The following is an 18,368-nucleotide window of genomic DNA, read 5'->3' on the forward strand; positions in this document are numbered from 1 at the left end:
CGGTGCTGGGGTGGGTGGTCCTGCCGACGTCCGTCCGCCGAGCTGACGGCTGTCGGTCGTGCCGACCCTGGTCCGCCTGCGACGGTTGTCTGCTGTGTGGACGACCGTCCGCCGCGTCGAAAACCATCCGCGTCGAACGCCGTCTGCTGCCCCGAGGGCTGGACGGTTCGGGTGAGTCGATGCGGTGTTGTCGGGCGGGGTCGAAGGTGGGTGGGACCGATCTATCCAACCTCGGTTCATCCCGCTCTATCGGAACCGGTGAGGGGCCTATCGCGGAAGCCCGGCGGTGGGCGGCGTCGAGTAAATAATGTTCACGGGACGTCCGCTGCGATGTGCCGTGTGCCCCGACCGGCATGGGGCCGAGTTGATATCGATCGGCTATCGAACCTGCTGGCAGCATGAGCGCATTTAGTTCACTGCCACATTGTGGCGAACCGGACAGCCAGGGCGTCACAGCGCCTCCGTGTCCACCTGCGCACCGGAAAGTTGCTGCGCCATGTGGTGCGCGTCTCATAGTTGCAGGGGGAAGGTGGGTGAAGTGTGCGTGACGGAGTTAGGCTCGACGACGTGACTTCCCATTACGACGTTGTCGTTCTCGGTGCCGGTCCTGGCGGTTATGTCGCCGCCATCCGCGCGGCACAACTTGGCCTCCGTACCGCGATCGTCGAGCAGAAGTATTGGGGTGGTGTCTGCCTCAACGTGGGCTGCATCCCTTCCAAGGCGCTGCTGCGCAATGCGGAACTGGCGCACATCTTTACCAAGGAAGCCAAGACCTTCGGCATCTCCGGCGATGTGAGCTTCGACTTCGGCGTCGCGTTCGACCGCAGCCGCAAGGTCGCCGACGGCCGGGTCAAGGGCGTCCACTTCCTGATGAAGAAGAACAAGATCGACGAGTTCGACGGTGCGGGCACCTTCACCGACGCGAACACCCTCTCGGTCGCGCTCTCCAGCGGCGGCACCGAGACGATCACCTTCTCGAATGTCATCATCGCCACCGGCACCGTCACCAAGCTGCTGCCGGGCACCTCGCTCAGCGCGAATGTGGTGACCTACGAAGAGCAGATCCTCACCCGCGACCTGCCCGGCTCGATCCTCATCGTCGGCGCCGGCGCGATCGGCATGGAGTTCGGCTACGTCCTGAAGAACTACGGCGTCGACGTGCGCATCGTGGAGTTCCTGGATCGCGCGCTGCCGAACGAGGACGTCGACGTCTCCAAGGAGATCACCAAGCAGTACAAGAAGCTCGGCATCACCATCACCACCAGTGCGGCCGTGCAGACGATCGACGACGACGGTTCGAAGGTCACCGTGTCGATCAAGGACAACAAGACCGGCAACCTGGAGACGGTGACCGTCGACAAGGTGCTGCAGGCCGTCGGCTTCGCGCCCCGGGTCGAGGGCTACGGCCTGGAGAACACCGGTGTCGCGCTCGAGCGCGGCGCGATTGTCATCGACGACAACATGCGCACCAATGTGCCGCACATCTACGCCATCGGCGATGTGACCGCGAAGCTGCAGCTCGCCCACGTCGCGGAGGCCCAGGGTGTCGTGGCCGCGGAGACCATCGCCGGTGCGCCGACGCTGACCCTCGGCGACTACCGGATGATGCCGCGCGCCACCTTCTGCCAGCCGCAGGTCGCCAGCTTCGGCCTCACCGAGCAGCAGGCCCGCGACGAGGGCTACGACGTGAAGGTCGCCACCTTCCCGTTCACCGCCAACGGCAAGGCGCACGGCCTCGGCGATCCGACCGGTTTCGTCAAGCTGGTCGCCGACGCCAAGTACGGCGAACTGCTCGGTGGCCACCTCATCGGTCCGGACGTCTCCGAACTGCTGCCGGAGATGACCCTGGCCCAGAAGTGGGACCTGACCGTCAACGAGCTGATCCGCAACGTCCACACCCACCCGACGTTGAGCGAAGCGCTGCAGGAAGCGTTCCACGGCCTCGCTGGCCACATGATCAACTTCTGATCATTCGACGAGACGGTGGCGTCCGGTCCGGAAGGGTCGGGCGCCACCGTTTTTCGTGCGCGCCGTCGCCGAAGGCGCTCTGGTATACACGGATTGATGTTGCGTAGGTTGCTGATCGCTGGTGCGCTGTTGGTTGCCGTCGTGGTGCTGCTCGGGGTCGGCACCTGCTACCTGATGAATTCGCGGACCTACCAACTCGCGGGTCGCATCGTGCACCGCGTCGATACCAACGACAAGGTGGTTGCGCTGACCATCGATGACGGGCCGTCGGCGCAGTACCCCGAAGTGTTGAAAGTCCTTGCGGACGCCCAGATTCCGGCGACGTTCTATCTGATCGGCGAGAATCTGGCCGCGCGGCCGGAGGCCGGGCGGGCGATCGCGCAGGCCGGGCACGAACTCGGCAACCACAGCTTTACCCATCAGCGGATGGTGTTCGTCTCGGCCGACACCGTTCGGAACGAGCTGGAACGCACAGATGCCGAGATCGCCAAAACCGGTTATCAGGGGCCGATCACCTTCCGCCCGCCGTTCGGCAAGAAGCTGTGGGCATTGCCGAAGTATCTGTCGGACCATGATCGGACCACGGTGACCTGGGATGTGGAGCCCGACTCCGGCAAGGTGGCGAGCACCGATGAGATCGTCGCGGAAACGGTGGCCGAGGTGCGGCCGGGTTCCATTGTGCTGCTGCATGTCTGGAGCGACCAGGGGGAGGCGTCGATGGCTGCGATACCGCGGATCGTCAGCGAATTGCGTTCCAGGGGATACAGTTTCGTCACTGTTTCGAATATGATCGGCCACTAGATCCGCGGTCGGGGACAATTCTGTGGGATCCCGTGGATTCGGCACATGGTGTTGAGTGGACGACGGCAGCCCACGACGAACTGCTACGCCACGTCCGCGAATTCCGCGCGGGTGCGTTGCGGCCGATCCCGATCCGTACTGTCGCCGGTCAGAGCATTCCGTATGCGTGGGTCGGGGTGATGCGGACCAGTGCGCGGCGGTCCTTGACCATCGCCTCGCGGTATTCGGTCCAATCGGGATGCTCGCCGGAGGCCGCGCGGTAATAGGCGACGAGTTCGTCGACGGTGGCATCGTCGGGAGCGGCGGCAACGGGAGTCACCTCGACGCGCCCCTCGAGGACGGCGTACGCCCAGAAATCATCGCGGGTCACGTGAATCGCGGCCCACGGGTCACGCACCAGGTTGTGATATTTCGCCCGATCGGCGGTGATGGAGATTCGAATGACCCCGTCATCCCCGATGACGTGCAGCACATTGGACAGCTGCGGCCGCCCATTGCGGCGAATCGTGGTCAGCACCGACCGGCGGTTGGCGCGAGCAAAGTCGAGCGCAGAAGAAAGTTCCATACCCACCTCAACGGACCACCGCCGCCCGACCTTCCCACGCCTTCAGCTCCACGCCACTAGCTGCCGCCGAGCTGTGGCGGTCGCATAGGTATCGGGCATCGCGCATAGGTTGCAAGCTATGCGAACTGACCACTGCCTATGCGACAACTCGGCTGTGCGGGTTGCGGACCGATGGTTGGTGCTGAGCGGTGGGTGCTACGACTGGTGGCGGTTCAGGCCACCGGTTGCGGGCGTGAAGTCGTATCGAGATCGCCGAGATCCGGTGCACCGGAACCGGAATACCTTGGTGCAGCCCCAGGCGATGCCGTAGCCGAGCACGGCGGCAGCGACGCCCATCGTTTGCACGACCGGAAAGCCGGCTGTCGCATAGGCAGTGGTCAGTTCGCACAGGTTGCAGCACACAGGTTGCAGAGCCTGTTGCCGAATACGCCGAACATGCGATTGTGCCGTCACACCGCCGTCACAGCGACAGACCAAATCACGTAGCGGCAGGCATGATTGCGCCTCAGCCGTCCACATAGGCACGTGATCTGCGTCACGGCCAAAACCCGCGCCAATTCGGCAACAGGCTCTGCAGCCTGTGCGCGATGGCGGATACCTATGCGACAGCCCGAGCTCGGCAGGCGAGCGCCGTGTGGCCGAGGTGAGATGTGGGATGGGGGGTTAGTCGCGGTGGTAGGCGGCCTGGGCTGCGTGGACTCGGGGCATATTTGTTTCCAGGACCACGATCAGGCTTTCCAGGCGTTCGGCGACCTCGGCGCCGAGGTCGGTGAGGGTGTACTCCACTCGGGGCGGGATGGTTTCGTGGACTTCGCGATGCACCATGCCGTCGCGTTCCAGGGCCTGCAGGGTCTGGGAGAGCATGCGTTCGCTGACGCCGTCGACGCGGCGGCGCAGGGCGCTGAATCGGTACGGCCCCTCGCGCAGCGCGACCAGGGCGAGGGTGCCCCAGCGGCTGGCCACATTCTGCAGCACCGGTCGTGACGTGCAGTTTCGGGCGAATACGTCAGCTTCCAGCGTCGGGTCGTCGGTATTCGCCGACGGCGGGCGCTGAGCGGTCATGGATTCGATAGTACCTAACTTGACCAAAGTGTCTACGGAATGCATAGTGCTTACTATTAGTTAGTACTTGATGAACCGTACACACCCTGGGAGGTAGTCATGACCGTCGCCGTAACCGCAGCCGGTGGGCAGTTGGGTCGTCTCGTCGTGGAGGCGCTTTTGCGCGAGGGCGCCACGCCGGTGGTCGCGATCGTGCGTGATCCGCAGAAGGTCGCCGATCTGGCCGAGCGGGGTGTCGACGTGCGCCAGGCCGCCTACGATGACCCGGATGCGCTCGACCGCGCGCTCGCTGGCGTCGACCGAGTGCTGCTCGTCTCCGGCAATGAGTTCGGTGCGCGAGTTGCCCAGCACACCAATGTGATTCGTGCCGCCGAGCGGGCGGGTGTGAAACTGCTGGCCTACACCAGCATTCCGCGCGCCACCGAGAACCCGCTCATCCTGGCGCAGGAGCATATCGGCACCGAGGCGGTGCTCGCGGAATCCACCGTCCCGCACACGATCCTGCGCAATGGCTGGTACTGGGAGAACTACTTCGGCGGACTCGGCAACGCCGTCGAGACCGGGGTGCTGCACGGGGCCGCGGGCGATGGTCGTGTCGCTGGCGCGGCGCGCGCCGACTATGCCGAGGCGGCCGCCAAGGTGCTGACCACCGATGGCCACGAGGGCCGCGTCTACGAGCTCGGCGGCGATGATCGCCTCACCTATGCCGAACTCGCCGAGGTGATTTCGCAGGCATCGGGTAAGCCGGTGCGCTATGAGAACCTGTCCAAGGAGAACTACCACGCCGCGCTCGAGCAGGCCGGACTCCCCGCCCCCTACGCCACGGCACTCGCCGACGCGGATGCCGGAATCGGCGACGGCATCCTCGATGTCGACTCGGGCGACCTCCAGAAGCTGATCGGCCGCCCCTCCACCCCCGCCATCGAAATCTTCCGCGCCGCCCTCGCCTGACCACACCCCGTCATCCGAGCTGAGCCCCGGGCTTGCACACCCTTCCGCGGTTGCGCTATCCGCGCCACCCACACGGTGTGCAAGCCCGTTGTGCGTCAACGGAATGAGTCGTCGTCCAGACGTTGCCTGACGTTTCACGTAGTTGGTGTGCAATTCCGGTGCGTGTCGGAATTGGCTGTCTGCACTGGCTTTGTGGGCCGTGTCCGTGCCTGCGGTGAGCTATCCGGTGTCTCGTGACTGCCGTATCTGTCCGGTAGCGCAGGGGTTGCCCGCCGTGTGGCGAACACGACGGGCAAGCCGGGTGTGTCAAAGAGGAATTGGTCGTCGGCGCAGAGGGTTGTGCGCGCGGTGATCTCGCAGGTGGCGTGCAAGCCCGTTGTGCATCTGCGGAGTCCGTCAGCGGAATTCGTCGGCGGTGCAGGGGGTTGCGACGCGGTGTTTGCGTTTGTGGCGTGCAGGCCCGGTGCGGGTCTTCGGGATTGGTTGTCGGCGCAGGGTCTGCACGCCGTGTTCGCGCTTGTAGTGGGCTATGCGGTGGTCGGCGATCTGGGGACCGGCTCGGCGGCTAAACCCATTGCACCAGTTGCAGGATGATGCCGTTCGGGTCGGTGATCTGGAAGTAGCGTTCGCCCCAGGGTTCGGTTTCGATCGGGGTGACGATCGGGACGCCCGCGTGCTGGAGGCGGTCGTATTCGGCATCGATGTCGTCTACGACGAAGGCGACCAGTAGGCCCTCGCCTGCGCTGCCCGCTTTGTTCTTCGGTTTGAAGCTGTCCAGGCCGGTGCGCAGGTAGCAGAGGCTGAAACCGGCATCGGGGCGGGCGATGGCGACGAAGCCGTCGGCCGAGTTCTGCTCGGTGAAGCCGAGATGGTCGATGGCGAATTGGGCCGAGGCCAGCGGATCGGCGACATTGAGGGAGATTGCGGAAGCGGTGATGTTCAAAGGTCCTCCTCGTGAGCCGCGTAAACTCTGTACTAAGTACGATGTACTTTGTACAGAAATTTCCCGGCGGCCGCACTGTGACGTGGATCACCCCGATACGATCGGCTCTCGAGATGGTTCGGCGGGGTGGCCCGCGAGGCGAGGAGGTGGCGTGGCCGAGCAGTCACGGGACCGCAGTGGTGCGGGTGATCCCGTGCGCACCTTGGAGTTGCTGTGGCGCGCGCCCGGTGTGTCGCAGCGCCAGCGCGGACCGAAGCAGCGCAGCAGTGTGGATGCCGTGGTCGCGGCGGCGATCGAGATCGCGGATGCGCAGGGGATCGGCGCGCTCACCATGCGCGCCGTGGCCACCGAACTCGGCCTGACGCCGATGGCCACCTATACCTACGTACCGGGCAAGGCCGAACTGGTGGACCTCATGCTGGATGCGGTCTACCGGGAGATGCCACGCGCCGATCTGAGTGAACTGCCCTGGCGCGATCGGGTCGCGACAATCGCCGCCGAGAACCGCGCCATGCTGATCCGCCACCCGTGGGTCGCCTATCTGCCGACCACGCGTCCGCCGCTCGGCCCCGGCGTCGCCGCCAAATACGAACACGAACTGCGCGCCTTCGACGGCCTCGGTCTCGACGATCTGGATATGGACGCGGCCCTCACCTTCGTCCTCGGCTTCGTCACCTCGGTCGCCCGCATCGCCATCGATACCGAGCGCGCCGCCGCCGACAGTGCCATGTCCGACCAGCAGTGGTGGGAGCGCGCCGCTCCGCTGCTGGCCCAGGTCTTCGACGTCGAGCGCTATCCGCTGGCCGCCCGCGTCGGGGCGGTCGCCGGCCAGGCGCACGACTCCGCATATAGCGCCGACCATGCCTATGAATTCGGTCTGGCGCGAGTCCTCGACGGCCTGGCCGGGCTCATCGAAAACCGTTGAGTCGCACGCAATATCGGTTACTGATCGCCGTTGCTGATTTCGTTGTTCGGGTCCGGATGCCGGGTGGCGTCCGCATTGCCGGGCAGCATGAAACTTGTGATCACGATTGCCAGAAGGATGAATCCCGCCACGATCAACACGAGGCTGACGGTCATGACGCCCCCTTTCTCCTGTCGAGCCGACAGTTAACTGTCGGCAAGTTTGATGGAGGGGTTTCCTATGGTCGCGTCGTCACACTGTGGCGTGTGACACAGTTCGGGTATGCGCTTCAGAATAGGTGCTTGCGTGGATTTGGTGTGCGGGAAGTGATCATTCTGTGGGTGACCTGCGGCAGTTGTTATCCCAGTTCGACAGCCTTCGGCGATGGTCGCCCTGGAGTTGCTGCCAAAGAGAAAAAGCGGCGCGCGGGCCATTGAATCGCCCGCGCGCCGCCTGGATAATCGGGCGTCAGAGCCCGTCGCGTTGGATCCGCAGCGCGGTGATGGTCGCGGCCAACCCCTCGTACTGATTGATGAGCAGGACGATTTCGATCAGGCTGCGCTCGTCGTAGTGCTCGGCAAGGGCGGCCCAGGTGGCATTGCCGATATCGCGGGTTTCGACCAGTTCGTCGACCGCGTTGAGCAGGGCGCGGTGTTTATCCGACCAGCCGTCGGCGCAGGGGCCGATGCTGACTCGCTCCAGGATTTCCGGCGTGACACCGGCGCGCCTGCCGATGCGGATGTGATGGTCCATTTCATAGGCGCAGTCGCGCAGGCGGGCGACGCGCAGGATGACCAGTTCGGATTCGTGCCGGGGCAGTCGGCCACCCGGCATCAATCGTCCCGAGAAGTGCAGCCAGCCGCGGAACAGCCCCTTCGTCCGGCCGAGTGTGCTGAACAGATGTGCGTCATCGGTGCCAGCAGCGCGCGAAAGCAACTGCCAGACAACCCAATTGATCGGACCGAGCTCGCGGAGCCGTCCGGGTGAAATGCGTGGTTGCAACGCCGAAACCATGCCTTTTCCTCCTGCTCCCCAGTGTGCACCGGAGGAGTCTCGTCGCGGGTCCGTGGTGCCGGACCGAATCAGAGCGTACTAGCGGGTAGGTCGCCGATCGGTGGATCGGCGGCACTCTTTTTGTGCCGCGCGCGGTTCCTGGACCTCGCGGTATCCCGGCTGGGCTCGGTTCGTGACCGCATCGATAGGGGCCTCGCTGGGATTCGGAGCTGGCTTACCCCGGCGCCTCGAATCCGACTGGCCGGTTCCTTATTGCTGGATTGTGCTGGCCTTCTTGGCTTTCCGGTGGTCTTCGCGGCGACCGCGGGTCATCATCAGTACCGGCGCGGTGGATGCGGGACGCCGGGCGGACCGGATGAGGCAGGGAAAACGCGATGCTGGTGAAGATCAAGACCGGAGCGAATCTCTCCGGGGCGGAGCAGGAGTTCGTGGAATGCCTGCGGTCGTATCCGACGACCGGTGTCGCATTGCTCGACGCAGCGGTCGGTGACCATGGGGCCCGGCGGGTCGATGCGGTCATCCTGACCCCGCGCGGCATTACGGCGGCCGATGTCAAGGGCTTCCGGCGCCGCCAGAGCGGGATCCTGAGCATTCCGGGCGGCGGTCCGTGGACGATCAGCGCGGAGCCCGCCGAATTCGACGAGGAGATCTCCGGCGATCCCGTCGACCACTTGGAACACAGCGTGCACGCCGTGAAGACCACCCTCGAGCGGGCGCTGATCGATCCGGGTCATATCTGCGGCGTCGCCGTGCTGGTGCCGTTCCGCGGGGTCGCGGTGCGTCCCGCGCGCACCAACCTGCGCCCTGGCATGGATGTGCTCGTCGCGAATGCCCGCGACGCGGCCGAGCTGCGCATCTACCTCGACGGCTTCTCCGCTGGACCGCGCAGCTGGACCGCCGATCGGGTCGCCGCCGCCTGCGATGCGCTCGGCGCCGAAAAGCCGTCGCGCGCCGAATTGCTCGCCGATGGCTTCGACGCGGTGCAGCCCGAGGCGCCGACGCCGTCCGCGCGCGACCTCCGACAGCACGTCATCCCCGCACCACTGCCGCCGAGTAGGCGACAGACGACCACCGGGTGGGCGATCTTCGCCGTTGCGCTGCTCGGCATGGTGGTCGTCCTGATCGTGATCGCGAGTTCGCTCGCACACGATTCGGCTCAACCGGCCCGCGAGCCGGAAACGACGACAAGCGTGACGCCGTCGCCGCCGCCGTACCGTCCGATCGAATGCTGGCCGTTCCAGACCAAGTGCTGATTCCGAAGAACTGTGTGCCTACGTGTTCGTCTTGCTGACAAAGACGGTCGACCGATCCCGGCTCGGTCGAACCTGGCAGCCGTCAGTCCCGAACCGCGCGTGAGAGTTTCGTGAACTCGATGGCCTGTTGCGCGCGAGCCAGCACATGGGTGCGGGAACGGCCGATATGTGTGGTGAGGGTGCGCAATGCCGCGTCGGGATCACCGTCGAGCAGTTGTTCGGCGATCGCGATGTGCTCGGCGGTCATGGTGGCGATCCGCTCGGGCGTCGGCAGGTCGAGGGTGCGGATCGGGCGCACCCGGACGTATACGCCGGTGAGTGCCTCGGCCAGCGCCGCATTGCCCGCCGCGGCGAGCAGCATCGTGTGGAACTGCTCGTCCGCGGCGACCAGCGCGGGGCCGGGTTCGGGTGGATCGTCGCGGAAGCCGCGCCAGGTGTCGAGTTCCGCGCGCACCAGCGCCAGATCGTGTGCGCGCGTCGGCTCGCCAACGATACCCTGCACCCGCTGAAATCCCCTGGTCTCCAGCACAATCCGCAACTCGAACAGATTGTCCAGCTCCGCCAATCGCGGCCGAAACGGATACAGCCCATCGGCGTGGCGCTCCACCAGCCCGTCGGCCCGCAACCGGGCCAGCGCCTCCCGCACCGGGGTGCGCGAGACCCCGTAGATCTCGGCCAGGCGTTCCTCGCCGAGCCGTTCGGTGGGCACGATCGCTCCGGTGGCCAGGTCCCGCCGCAGCGATTCGTATACCCGCTCGCTGAGCGGAACCCGCCCCTTGCGCGTCATGGCGGCCAGCTCAGATCGCCATTGCCGAGCGGACCGAGGTCTCCGCGCCCGCACCGCCCTCGCCCGTGGACGTCACCCGTCCGGACTGCAGGACGTAATAGCGTTGTGCCGCTTGTAAAGCGAAGCCGATGTGCTGTTCGACCAGCAGCACACTGAGTCCGCCGCGACCGGTCACATCGATGATGGTGCGCTCGATTTCGGCGACAACGGAGGGCTGGATGCCCTCGGTGGGTTCGTCGAGAATGAGCAGCTTCGGCTCGGTGATCAGCGCCCGCGCGATCGCCAGCTGCTGACGCTGACCGCCGGAGAGCAACCCCGCCTTGCGCGTCAGCAGTTCCCGCAGCGCGGGGAACAGATCGAGCGATTCATCGATCAGCGCTTTGCCGCGCTTGCGGCCATCGGCCACCACCTGCAGATTCTCGGCGGTGGTCAGCTGCGGGAAACTCTGTTGTCCCTGCGGCACATACGCGATGCCGCGCTTGACCCGGCGCGACGGTGACAGCTTGGTGATCGATTCACCGTTGAAGGTGATCTGGCCGGATCTGGTACCGATCAGACCGACCGCGGTGCGCAGCAGCGTGGTCTTGCCGGCGCCGTTGTGTCCCATGATCGCCACCACGCTGTCGTCCGGAACGGTGATCGACACGCCGTGGATCACCTCGGTCCGGCCGTAACCGGAATGAATGTCGATGAGCTCAAGCATCGGCGGACTCCTTCGCGGTCAGCTCCTGCGCCGTCTGCGCGTCTTCGAGTTCGGTGCCGATGGCCGCGGCGGTGCCGAGGTAGACCTCCTGCACCTTGGGATCGGCCTGTACCTGTTCGACGGTGCCCTCGCTGAGCACCTTGCCCGCGGCCAATACGGTCACCGAGGTCGCGAACGAGCGCATGAAGTCCATATCGTGCTCGACCACCACGACAATGCGTTCACCGCCGATGCGGCGCAATAGCTTTCCGGTCTCCTCACGCTCTTCGGCGCTCATGCCCGCCACCGGTTCATCGAGCAGGAGCACCGAGGCGTTCTGCACCAGCAGCATGCCGATCTCGAGCCATTGCTTCTGCCCGTGCGCCAAGACGCCCGCGGGCTTATCGCGCAGATCGCCGAGGCCGGTGATCTCCAGTGCCTCTTCGATACTCGGCAAAATCGACTTGCGGCGGCGCAGCAGCGTCCATGCCGACCGACCCGCCCCGGCCGCGATATCGAGGTTCTGCAAAACGCTCAACTGCTCGAAAACGCTCGCCGTCTGAAAGGTTCGGCCGATACCGAGCCGGGCGATCTGATGCACCTTCTTGCCGAGGAATTCCACGCCGGACTTCTGCGCCGATCCGCTGGCGGGCACCAGTCCGGTGATCGCATCGATGAGCGTGGTCTTACCCGCGCCATTGGGGCCGATGAGAAAGCGCAGATCGCCCTGCAGCACGGTGAGATCCACATCCGAGACGGCCTTGAAGCCATCGAAACTCACCGACAGGCCGCGGATTTCGAGGTACTCACTCGACATGCCCGCATTGCCACCGGCCTTCGGATCATGTGCTGGCGCAACCGTATTCATAGGGATTCCACCTTATCCTCGGCAACCGATACGATCTCGGGCAGCGGTTCGGCGACGACGACCGGTACCGGCTCGACCGCCGTGCCGAACCTGCTGTCCAGCAACCCCTTCAGCATCGGCCACACCCCGGCCAGACCCGCCGGAATGAACCCGACCACCACAATGAACAGCACACCCTGCAGATAGGTCCAGCTGGACGGGAACTCCTCCGATAGCGCGGTCTGCGCCCAGGCGACGCCGATCGCGCCGAGTACCGGCCCGAGCAGGGTGGTGCGCCCGCCGATCGCGACGCCGATAATGAATGCGATGGACGGCACCACACCGATATCGGCCGGGGAAATAATGCCGACGATCGGTGTGAACAGCGCACCCGCGATGCCGGCGAAGAAGGCCGCGACAACATACGCCACGATCTTGATATTGGCCGGATCGTAGCCGAGGAAGCGCACTCGCTCCTCCTGATCGCGCACGGCCACCAGCAATTCGCCGTACCGGCTGCGCATGAGTTGCCGCACCGCCGCGACCACCAGCAGCAGGGTGCCCGCCGCGATGAAGAACAGCATCTGCCGGTTCGCCGGATCCGAGAGTTTGAAGCCGAAGAAGGCGCGGAAGTCCGACAGCCCGGTGAATCCGCCGATCTTCTGCTGGCCGGTCAGCAGAATCGCCAGCGCCGCGGCCAGCGCCTGGCTCAGAATCGCGAAATACGTGCCCTTGACCCGGCGCTTGAATACGCCGTAGCCCAGTGCCGCCGCCACCAGCGCCGGCAGCACCAGAATGCCGATCAAGGCGACCGGCGCGGAGGCGAAAGGCCGCCAGAACGACGGTAATTCGCGAATACCGGCGATCTCCATGAACTCCGGCACGTCATTGTGCAGCCGGGCCGCGTCGGCCATCTGCATATGCATGGCCATGATGTAGGCGCCGATGCCGAAGAACACGCCCTGTCCGAGGGTGAGCATTCCGCCACGGCCCCAGGCCAATCCGATGCCGGCGGCCACGATCGCGAAGCACAGGAATTTGGCCAGCAGGTTGAGCCGGAAATCGCTGAGCACCGCGGGTGCGACCGCGAACAACAGGATCGCGGCGACGATGAAGCCGCCCCATGCGGTCACCGAAGGATGGGCGCGCCAACGTTGTCCGAGTGTGGTCATGCCAGGCTCCTCGTCCGAACGGTGAACAGACCCTGCGGACGGACCTGCAGGAAGATGACGATGATGACGAAGACGATCACCTTCGCGATCGAGGCCGTCGTCGAATATTCGATATAGGAATTCAGCAGCCCGAGTGCGAAGGCCGCGATCACTGTGCCCCTGATCTGCCCGAGTCCGCCGATCACGACCACCAGGAAGGCATCGATCAGATAGCTCTGCCCGATGGTGGGACTGGTCGAGCCGATCAGGGTGAGCGCGACGCCAGCGACCCCGGCCAGGCCGGAACCGATGAAGAACGTGCTGATATCGGTGATACGGCTGGAAACGCCACTGGTCTCGGCCAAACCGCGGTTCTGCACGACCGCGCGGATGCGCCGACCCAGCGGGGTCGTCTCGAGCACGGTGGCCAGCGCGGTCACCGCGACCAGTGCGAGTACCAGAATGAAGATGCGGGTCTTGGGCACCACGGCGCCGAGGATGGTGACACCGCCGCTGAGCCATTCGGGGGCGAGCACATTCTTGGCGGGTGCGCCGAAGATGTCACGGGCCGCCTGTTGCAGCACCAGTCCGACGCCGAAGGTGACCAGCAGGGTGTCCAGCGGCCGGTCGTACATCCAGCGGATCAGGCCCATTTCCAGGGCCGCGCCGAGCAGTCCGCCGACCAGGAAGCCGATCAGCAGCGAAACGACCAGCGATACTCCGGTCGACGAGATGACCTTCTGCACAACATAAGTCGTGTAGCACCCGGCCATGATGAATTCGCCGTGCGCCATATTGATCACGCCCATCTGACCGAAGGTCAGCGAAAGGCCGAGCGCCGCGAGCAGCAGAATCGATCCCAGACTCAGCCCGGTGAAGAGCTGGCCGATCAACACGTCCATATTGGATTCCTAACGGGATCGGCCGGGTGCGGGCTCCCTCTCACAAAGTCCGCACCCGGCGCCAGTCGACTACTTGAGGCCCTTGGCCCACTCGTAGGACTTCAGGTACGGGTCCGGCGTGACCGCCTTGCCCGAATCCCACACGGTGTAGATCAGTCCGTCCGGCCGGATCTCGCCGATGCGGGCGGTCTTGGTGATGTGGTGGTTGGAGCCGTCGACGGTGACCAGGCCCTCCGGGGCCTCGAAGGTCACGCCGTCGGCCGCGGCCTGAATATCGGCCACCTTGAACGACTTTGCCTTCTCGACGGTGTTCTTCCACAGGAAGACCGAGGCGTAGGCGGCCTCCATCGGATCCGAGGTCGGCTTGTCGGCGCCGAACGCCGCCTTGTAGTCCGCGACGAACTTCTTGTTCACCGGGGTGTCCACGGTCTGGTAGTAGTTCCACGCGGTGAGCTGGCCCGCGATGTTCTGCGCGCCGATGCCCGCGACCTCTTCCTCGGCGATGGACACCGAAACCACCGGCATATCGGCGGCCTTCAGGCCCGCATTGGTGTACTCGCGGAAGAAGGCCACATTCGAGTCGCCATTGAGGGTGTTGAATACCGCCCCCGCCTTGGCATTACGGACCTTGTTCACAATGGTGGAGAAGTCGGTGGAGCCGAGCGGGGTGTAGTCCTCACCCTTGATCTCGATGCCGTTCGCCGCGGCGTAGGCCTTGATCTCCCGGTTGGCGGTCTGCGGGAAGACGTAGTCGGAGCCGACCAGGTAGAGGGATTTGATGCCCTTCTGCTTCAGATAGTCCAGCGCGGGCAGGATCTGCTGATTGGTGGTCGCGCCGGTGTAGAAGATGTTCTTGCTGTCCTCCAGGCCCTCGTACTGGACCGGGTAGTACAGCAGCGAGTTCAGGCTCTCGAACTTCGGCTTCATGGCCTTGCGGCTCGATGAGGTCCAGCCGCCGAATACCGCTGCAACACAGTCGGAGCTGATCAGCTTTTCGGCCTTCTCCGCGAAGGTCTTCGGGTCCGAGGCGCCGTCTTCGAGCACCAGGTCGAGTTTCTTGCCCATGACCCCGCCCGCGGCGTTGATCTGGTCGACGGCCAGCTTGGTCGAGTTGGCGACGGTGACCTCGGAGATCGCCATGGTGCCGGACAGGGAGTGCAGTGAACCGATCTTGATCGAGTCCTTCGACGTGTCCACGCACGACGCGGCATTGGAGCCGCTGGTCGAGGCGTCATCCTTGGCGCCACAGCCGGTCAGCAATAGACCGGCCAGTGCGACGGCCGTCGGCGCGACCAACGCCCTGGTGACGCGGCGGGAACGCGATCGATGGATGTCACGGGATTCTGGCATGGGGGCGGCCCCTTCTCTCCTCATCAGGTGTTCGGCGGCGCTGCGTGCGCCGCGCCGAATACGCCCGCCTTTGCACCGGTTACGGCCACTTCCGACGGTTGTCAGGTCGCCGGAAAGGGGCTGTAGACCGGGTTGTATACAACGGCTGTATTCGTGCTGCGAACGTTAGACAGAAGTTGTTGCGCCGGAATATCTCTCGGTGACGAGTCGGTTGCGCGTGTTTCCGTGGTGTGAACCTTTGTGTCAACCACTCGGTGCGCACGTGTGAGAGGCCACTCTGGCTACGGTTGCGTAGCAAGACAGCGGTACGGCAGTCTCGTTTTGTACAACGTCAAAACGTCGAGCCCCGTGCTGCCGAGGCTGGGGGACGCGTGAGTCGAGGAGGACCGGTGGGTCACTACAAGGCGAACGTTCGGGATATCGAGTTCAACCTGTTCGAGGTGTTCGGACTGGACAAGCTCCTGGATACGGGTGCCTATGGCGATCTTGATTCGGATACTGTGCGCGAGATCCTCGCCGAGGTGAAGCGGCTGGCCGAAGGGCCGGTGGCGGAATCCTTCAGCGCGGCAGACCGGGATCCGGTGGTCTACGAACCGACCACCTATTCGATTTCGGTGCCCGAGGCGCTACGCAAGACCGTCGCGGCGGTGCACGAGGCCGACTGGAGTCGGCTCGGCATGCCGGAGGGTATGGGCGGCACCCCCGCACCCGCGGCCGTGGTCTGGTCGGTCAATGAGATGCTCACCTGCGCCAACCCGTCGGCGAGCTTCTTCAATATGGGGCCGGTGATGTCCTCGGTGCTGTTCAATGTCGGCACCGAGCAGCAGAAGCAGTGGGCGACAAAGGGGTACGACCGCGGCTGGGCGGGCACCATGGTGCTGACCGAGCCCGATGCCGGTTCCGATGTCGGTGCCGGGCGCACGAAGGCGATCGCGCAGGAGGACGGCTCCTGGCATATCGAGGGCGTCAAGCGCTTCATCTCCGGCGGCGATGTCGGCGAGACGGCCGAGAACGTCTTCCATCTGGTGTTGGCCCGCCCGGAGGGCGCCGGGCCGGGCACCAAGGGGCTTTCGCTGTTCTACGTACCGAAATTCCTCTTCGATCACGAGACGCTCGAGCTGGGCGACCGCAATGGCGTCTACGTGACCGGTGTCGAACACAAGATGGGGCTGAAGTCCTCGCCCACCTGTGAACTGACCTTCGGCGCAACCGATGTGCCCGCCAAGGGCTGGTTGGTCGGCGAGGTGCACAACGGCATCGCACAGATGTTCCAGGTGATCGAGAACGCGCGCATGGTGGTCGGCATCAAGTCCACCGGCACGCTGTCCACCGGTTACCTCAATGCCCTCGACTACGCCAAGCAGCGGGTGCAGGGCGCGGATCTGACGCAGATGGCGGATAAGGCGGCCCCGCGCGTCACCATTACCCACCATCCCGATGTGCGGCGTTCGCTGGCCATGCAGAAGGCCTACGCCGAGGGTCTGCGAGCGGTGTACCTCTACACCGCCGCCCACCAGAACGCCGATGTGGCAGAGCTGGTTTCGGGTGCGGACGCCGAATTGGCGCACCGGATCGACGATCTGCTGCTGCCGATCGTCAAGGGTGTCGGTTCCGAGCGGGCCTACCAGTACCTCACGGAATCGCTGCAGACGCTGGGTGGTTCGGGCTATCTGCAGGACTACCCGATCGAGCAGTACATCCGCGACGCGAAGATCGACTCGTTGTACGAGGGCACCACCGCCATCCAGGCCCAGGACTTCTTCTTCCGCAAAATCATTCGGGACAAGGGGGTGGCGCTCGCCCACATCAACGGGCAGATCGCCGCATTCCTGGAGGCGAAAACCGGTCACTTCGAGGCCGAGCGGGCGCTGCTGGCCACCGCGGTCGCCGATGTGCAGGCGATGGCGGCAACGCTCACCGGATATCTGATGGCGTCCCAGCAGGATCCGAAGGAGCTGTACAAGGTCGGACTCGGTTCGGTGCGCTTCCTGCTGGCGGTCGGTGATCTGCTCATCGGCTGGCGCCTGCTGGTGCAGGCCGAAATCGCGGCCGCCGCCCTGGCCGGCGACACACCGGAGAAGGATCGTCCCTTCTACGCCGGAAAGGTAGCTGTCGCGAGCTTCTTCGCGAAGAACGCGTTGCCGGAGCTGACCGCGGTGAAGAGCATCATCGCCGCGATCGACAACGACATCATGGAATTGGACGAAGCGTCGTTCTGAGCCACGCCCATGCACCGATCGCCGGAATCCCTTCGTAGGCAGTGGATTCCGGCGGTCGAAATTCGTCAGTCGGCGAGCAGCTTCAGGACCACCGGCCGGGAGAGGGTTCCGGCTACCTGGCGGGCGAGCTGGTTGGCGCTGGTGCCGTCGGCATGTGCGGCGCGCAGGGCGGTGGCGAGGTCGTCGCGGGCCGCGTCGGCTGCGGCTTGGGCCTCGCGCAGGCGTTGGGCCGCGCGGTCGACCGGGTTCGTCGCTTCGGTGTCGGCTGCCGGGCTCGATTCGTCAACCGGGGTGGCCGATTCGGTGGTCAACTCGTTGACCGGTTCGCGGTGGGGCACCGACTGGTCGCGCCGCATGGCCGCTCGGGCGAACTCCATCATGAATTCGCGGGTCGCGTCGCGGTTTTCGGCATCGGCGCCGAGCAGTAGGCGGGTGGTCTGCGGGACCGCGAGGCTCCAATTGGACAGGCCGCACAGCGCGAGCAGCAGTCGGCCCGCGTGGCTCGCGTCCACGTCGAACTGCTCCTTGGCGCGGTCGAATTTCCGCACGTAGTGCTGGGCGCGCCAGCCATCGATATCGTGCGCGTCGGTGCCGCGGTGTAGGCCCTCCCAGAGCAAAAGCCGCAGCAGCTGCGGATTTTCGCGGTGGTAGTCGAACAGCTTGCCCACGTACTCGCCGGGTTCGGTTTCGGCCAGCGGCTGGACCACATCCATGAACTCGCGCATGGTGTCGATCAGGATGACGTCGAAGAGCTTGTCCTTGCTGCCGAACAGGCCGTAGATGCGCTCCTTGTTCACCCCGGCCGCCTCCGCGATCCGGTCCACCCGCGCGCCGGCCAGGCCGTATTCGGCGAATTCGTCACGCGCGGCACGCAATAGAGCCTGCTTGGTCGCATCGCTCCGTTTCATCGTGACCGTCATGACTGTTACTTTACCATCCCATTAAACCAACTATTTGGTTGACATCTGG

At 65.0% G+C, this 18,368-nt stretch carries 18 protein-coding genes; 6 read left to right on the forward strand and 12 right to left on the reverse strand.

Annotated elements, in window-relative coordinates; all coding sequences use genetic code 11:
• Window positions 1-567 precede the first annotated feature (567 nt).
• Together lpdA and ACQP0C_RS04050 are read left to right on the forward strand one after the other, a co-directional pair.
• Entirely contained in the window at window positions 568-1,968 is a 1,401-nt protein-coding gene (gene lpdA, locus ACQP0C_RS04045) for a dihydrolipoyl dehydrogenase (RefSeq protein WP_433730674.1), read from the forward strand.
• A 96-nt stretch (window positions 1,969-2,064) separates the two neighbouring features.
• Window positions 2,065-2,769, forward strand: coding sequence for a polysaccharide deacetylase family protein (locus ACQP0C_RS04050; protein ID WP_433730676.1), 705 nt, complete (start codon window positions 2,065-2,067; stop codon window positions 2,767-2,769).
• Window positions 2,770-2,917: 148 nt separating this feature from the next.
• Here the strand turns inward: ACQP0C_RS04050 and ACQP0C_RS04055 are convergent, their stop codons facing one another.
• Together ACQP0C_RS04055 and ACQP0C_RS04060 are read right to left on the reverse strand one after the other, a co-directional pair.
• Entirely contained in the window at window positions 2,918-3,334 is a 417-nt protein-coding gene (locus ACQP0C_RS04055) for a PPOX class F420-dependent oxidoreductase (RefSeq protein WP_433730678.1), read from the reverse strand.
• Window positions 3,335-3,997: 663 nt separating this feature from the next.
• Window positions 3,998-4,396, reverse strand: coding sequence for a winged helix-turn-helix transcriptional regulator (locus ACQP0C_RS04060; RefSeq protein ID WP_433730680.1), 399 nt, complete (start codon window positions 4,394-4,396; stop codon window positions 3,998-4,000).
• Between the two features lie 99 nt (window positions 4,397-4,495).
• Between ACQP0C_RS04060 and ACQP0C_RS04065 the strand changes: the two genes are divergently transcribed.
• Window positions 4,496-5,347, forward strand: a complete 852-nt coding sequence (locus tag ACQP0C_RS04065) for an SDR family oxidoreductase (protein ID WP_433730683.1) — start codon at window positions 4,496-4,498, stop codon at window positions 5,345-5,347.
• A gap of 565 nt (window positions 5,348-5,912) precedes the next feature.
• Here the strand turns inward: ACQP0C_RS04065 and ACQP0C_RS04070 are convergent.
• Window positions 5,913-6,290 carry a VOC family protein gene (locus ACQP0C_RS04070; RefSeq protein WP_433730685.1) on the reverse strand — a complete coding sequence of 126 codons (378 nt, stop codon included), beginning with the start codon at window positions 6,288-6,290 and terminating at the stop codon, window positions 5,913-5,915.
• A gap of 151 nt (window positions 6,291-6,441) precedes the next feature.
• On the opposite strand from ACQP0C_RS04070, the gene ACQP0C_RS04075 reads away from it, so the two are divergent.
• Entirely contained in the window at window positions 6,442-7,215 is a 774-nt protein-coding gene (locus ACQP0C_RS04075; RefSeq protein ID WP_433730687.1) for a TetR/AcrR family transcriptional regulator C-terminal domain-containing protein, read from the forward strand.
• A 17-nt stretch (window positions 7,216-7,232) separates the two neighbouring features.
• Here ACQP0C_RS04075 and ACQP0C_RS04080 read toward each other — a convergent pair whose 3' ends face one another.
• Together ACQP0C_RS04080 and ACQP0C_RS04085 are read right to left on the reverse strand one after the other, a co-directional pair.
• On the reverse strand, window positions 7,233-7,370 hold the full coding sequence (locus ACQP0C_RS04080) for a hypothetical protein (protein WP_433730689.1): 138 nt from the start codon (window positions 7,368-7,370) through the stop codon (window positions 7,233-7,235).
• Window positions 7,371-7,662: 292 nt separating this feature from the next.
• Window positions 7,663-8,196 (reverse strand): carboxymuconolactone decarboxylase family protein, encoded by a 534-nt coding sequence (locus ACQP0C_RS04085; protein WP_433734425.1) that lies wholly within the window; start codon window positions 8,194-8,196, stop codon window positions 7,663-7,665.
• 386 nt (window positions 8,197-8,582) lie between these two features.
• On the opposite strand from ACQP0C_RS04085, the gene ACQP0C_RS04090 reads away from it, so the two are divergent.
• Window positions 8,583-9,461: an NERD domain-containing protein gene (locus ACQP0C_RS04090; protein WP_433730691.1), complete on the forward strand. Its 879-nt coding sequence runs from the start codon at window positions 8,583-8,585 to the stop codon at window positions 9,459-9,461.
• 82 nt (window positions 9,462-9,543) lie between these two features.
• Here the strand turns inward: ACQP0C_RS04090 and ACQP0C_RS04095 are convergent, their stop codons facing one another.
• The 6 genes from ACQP0C_RS04095 to urtA form a co-directional block, all read right to left on the reverse strand.
• Window positions 9,544-10,248, reverse strand: a complete 705-nt coding sequence (locus ACQP0C_RS04095; protein WP_433730693.1) for a GntR family transcriptional regulator — start codon at window positions 10,246-10,248, stop codon at window positions 9,544-9,546.
• 10 nt (window positions 10,249-10,258) lie between these two features.
• Window positions 10,259-10,951, reverse strand: coding sequence for an urea ABC transporter ATP-binding subunit UrtE (urtE, locus tag ACQP0C_RS04100; protein WP_433730695.1), 693 nt, complete (start codon window positions 10,949-10,951; stop codon window positions 10,259-10,261).
• Window positions 10,944-11,798: an urea ABC transporter ATP-binding protein UrtD gene (urtD, locus tag ACQP0C_RS04105; protein ID WP_433730697.1), complete on the reverse strand. Its 855-nt coding sequence runs from the start codon at window positions 11,796-11,798 to the stop codon at window positions 10,944-10,946. Before urtD ends, urtE begins: the two co-directional genes overlap by 8 nt.
• The gene (gene urtC / locus ACQP0C_RS04110) at window positions 11,795-12,949 is read right to left on the reverse strand and encodes an urea ABC transporter permease subunit UrtC (protein WP_433730699.1); all 1,155 of its coding nucleotides are present in this window, start codon (window positions 12,947-12,949) and stop codon (window positions 11,795-11,797) included. The genes urtD and urtC overlap by 4 nt, the downstream gene beginning before the upstream one ends.
• Window positions 12,946-13,830 carry an urea ABC transporter permease subunit UrtB gene (gene urtB / locus ACQP0C_RS04115; protein ID WP_433730701.1) on the reverse strand — a complete coding sequence of 295 codons (885 nt, stop codon included), beginning with the start codon at window positions 13,828-13,830 and terminating at the stop codon, window positions 12,946-12,948. The genes urtC and urtB overlap by 4 nt, the downstream gene beginning before the upstream one ends.
• A 69-nt stretch (window positions 13,831-13,899) precedes the next feature.
• Entirely contained in the window at window positions 13,900-15,180 is a 1,281-nt protein-coding gene (urtA, locus tag ACQP0C_RS04120) for an urea ABC transporter substrate-binding protein (protein ID WP_433198423.1), read from the reverse strand.
• Between the two features lie 389 nt (window positions 15,181-15,569).
• Here urtA and ACQP0C_RS04125 point away from each other — a divergent pair, with 389 nt between their 5' ends.
• The gene (locus ACQP0C_RS04125) at window positions 15,570-17,399 is read left to right on the forward strand and encodes an acyl-CoA dehydrogenase (RefSeq protein WP_433730703.1); all 1,830 of its coding nucleotides are present in this window, start codon (window positions 15,570-15,572) and stop codon (window positions 17,397-17,399) included.
• Window positions 17,400-17,464: 65 nt separating this feature from the next.
• On the opposite strand, the gene ACQP0C_RS04130 is transcribed toward ACQP0C_RS04125, so the two are convergent.
• Window positions 17,465-18,319, reverse strand: a complete 855-nt coding sequence (locus ACQP0C_RS04130) for a TetR/AcrR family transcriptional regulator (protein ID WP_433730705.1) — start codon at window positions 18,317-18,319, stop codon at window positions 17,465-17,467.
• Window positions 18,320-18,368 lie beyond the last annotated feature (49 nt).

The sequence above is a fragment of the Nocardia sp. CA-129566 genome (genome assembly GCF_050956075.1).
Taxonomy (GTDB): Bacteria; Actinomycetota; Actinomycetes; order Mycobacteriales; family Mycobacteriaceae; genus Nocardia.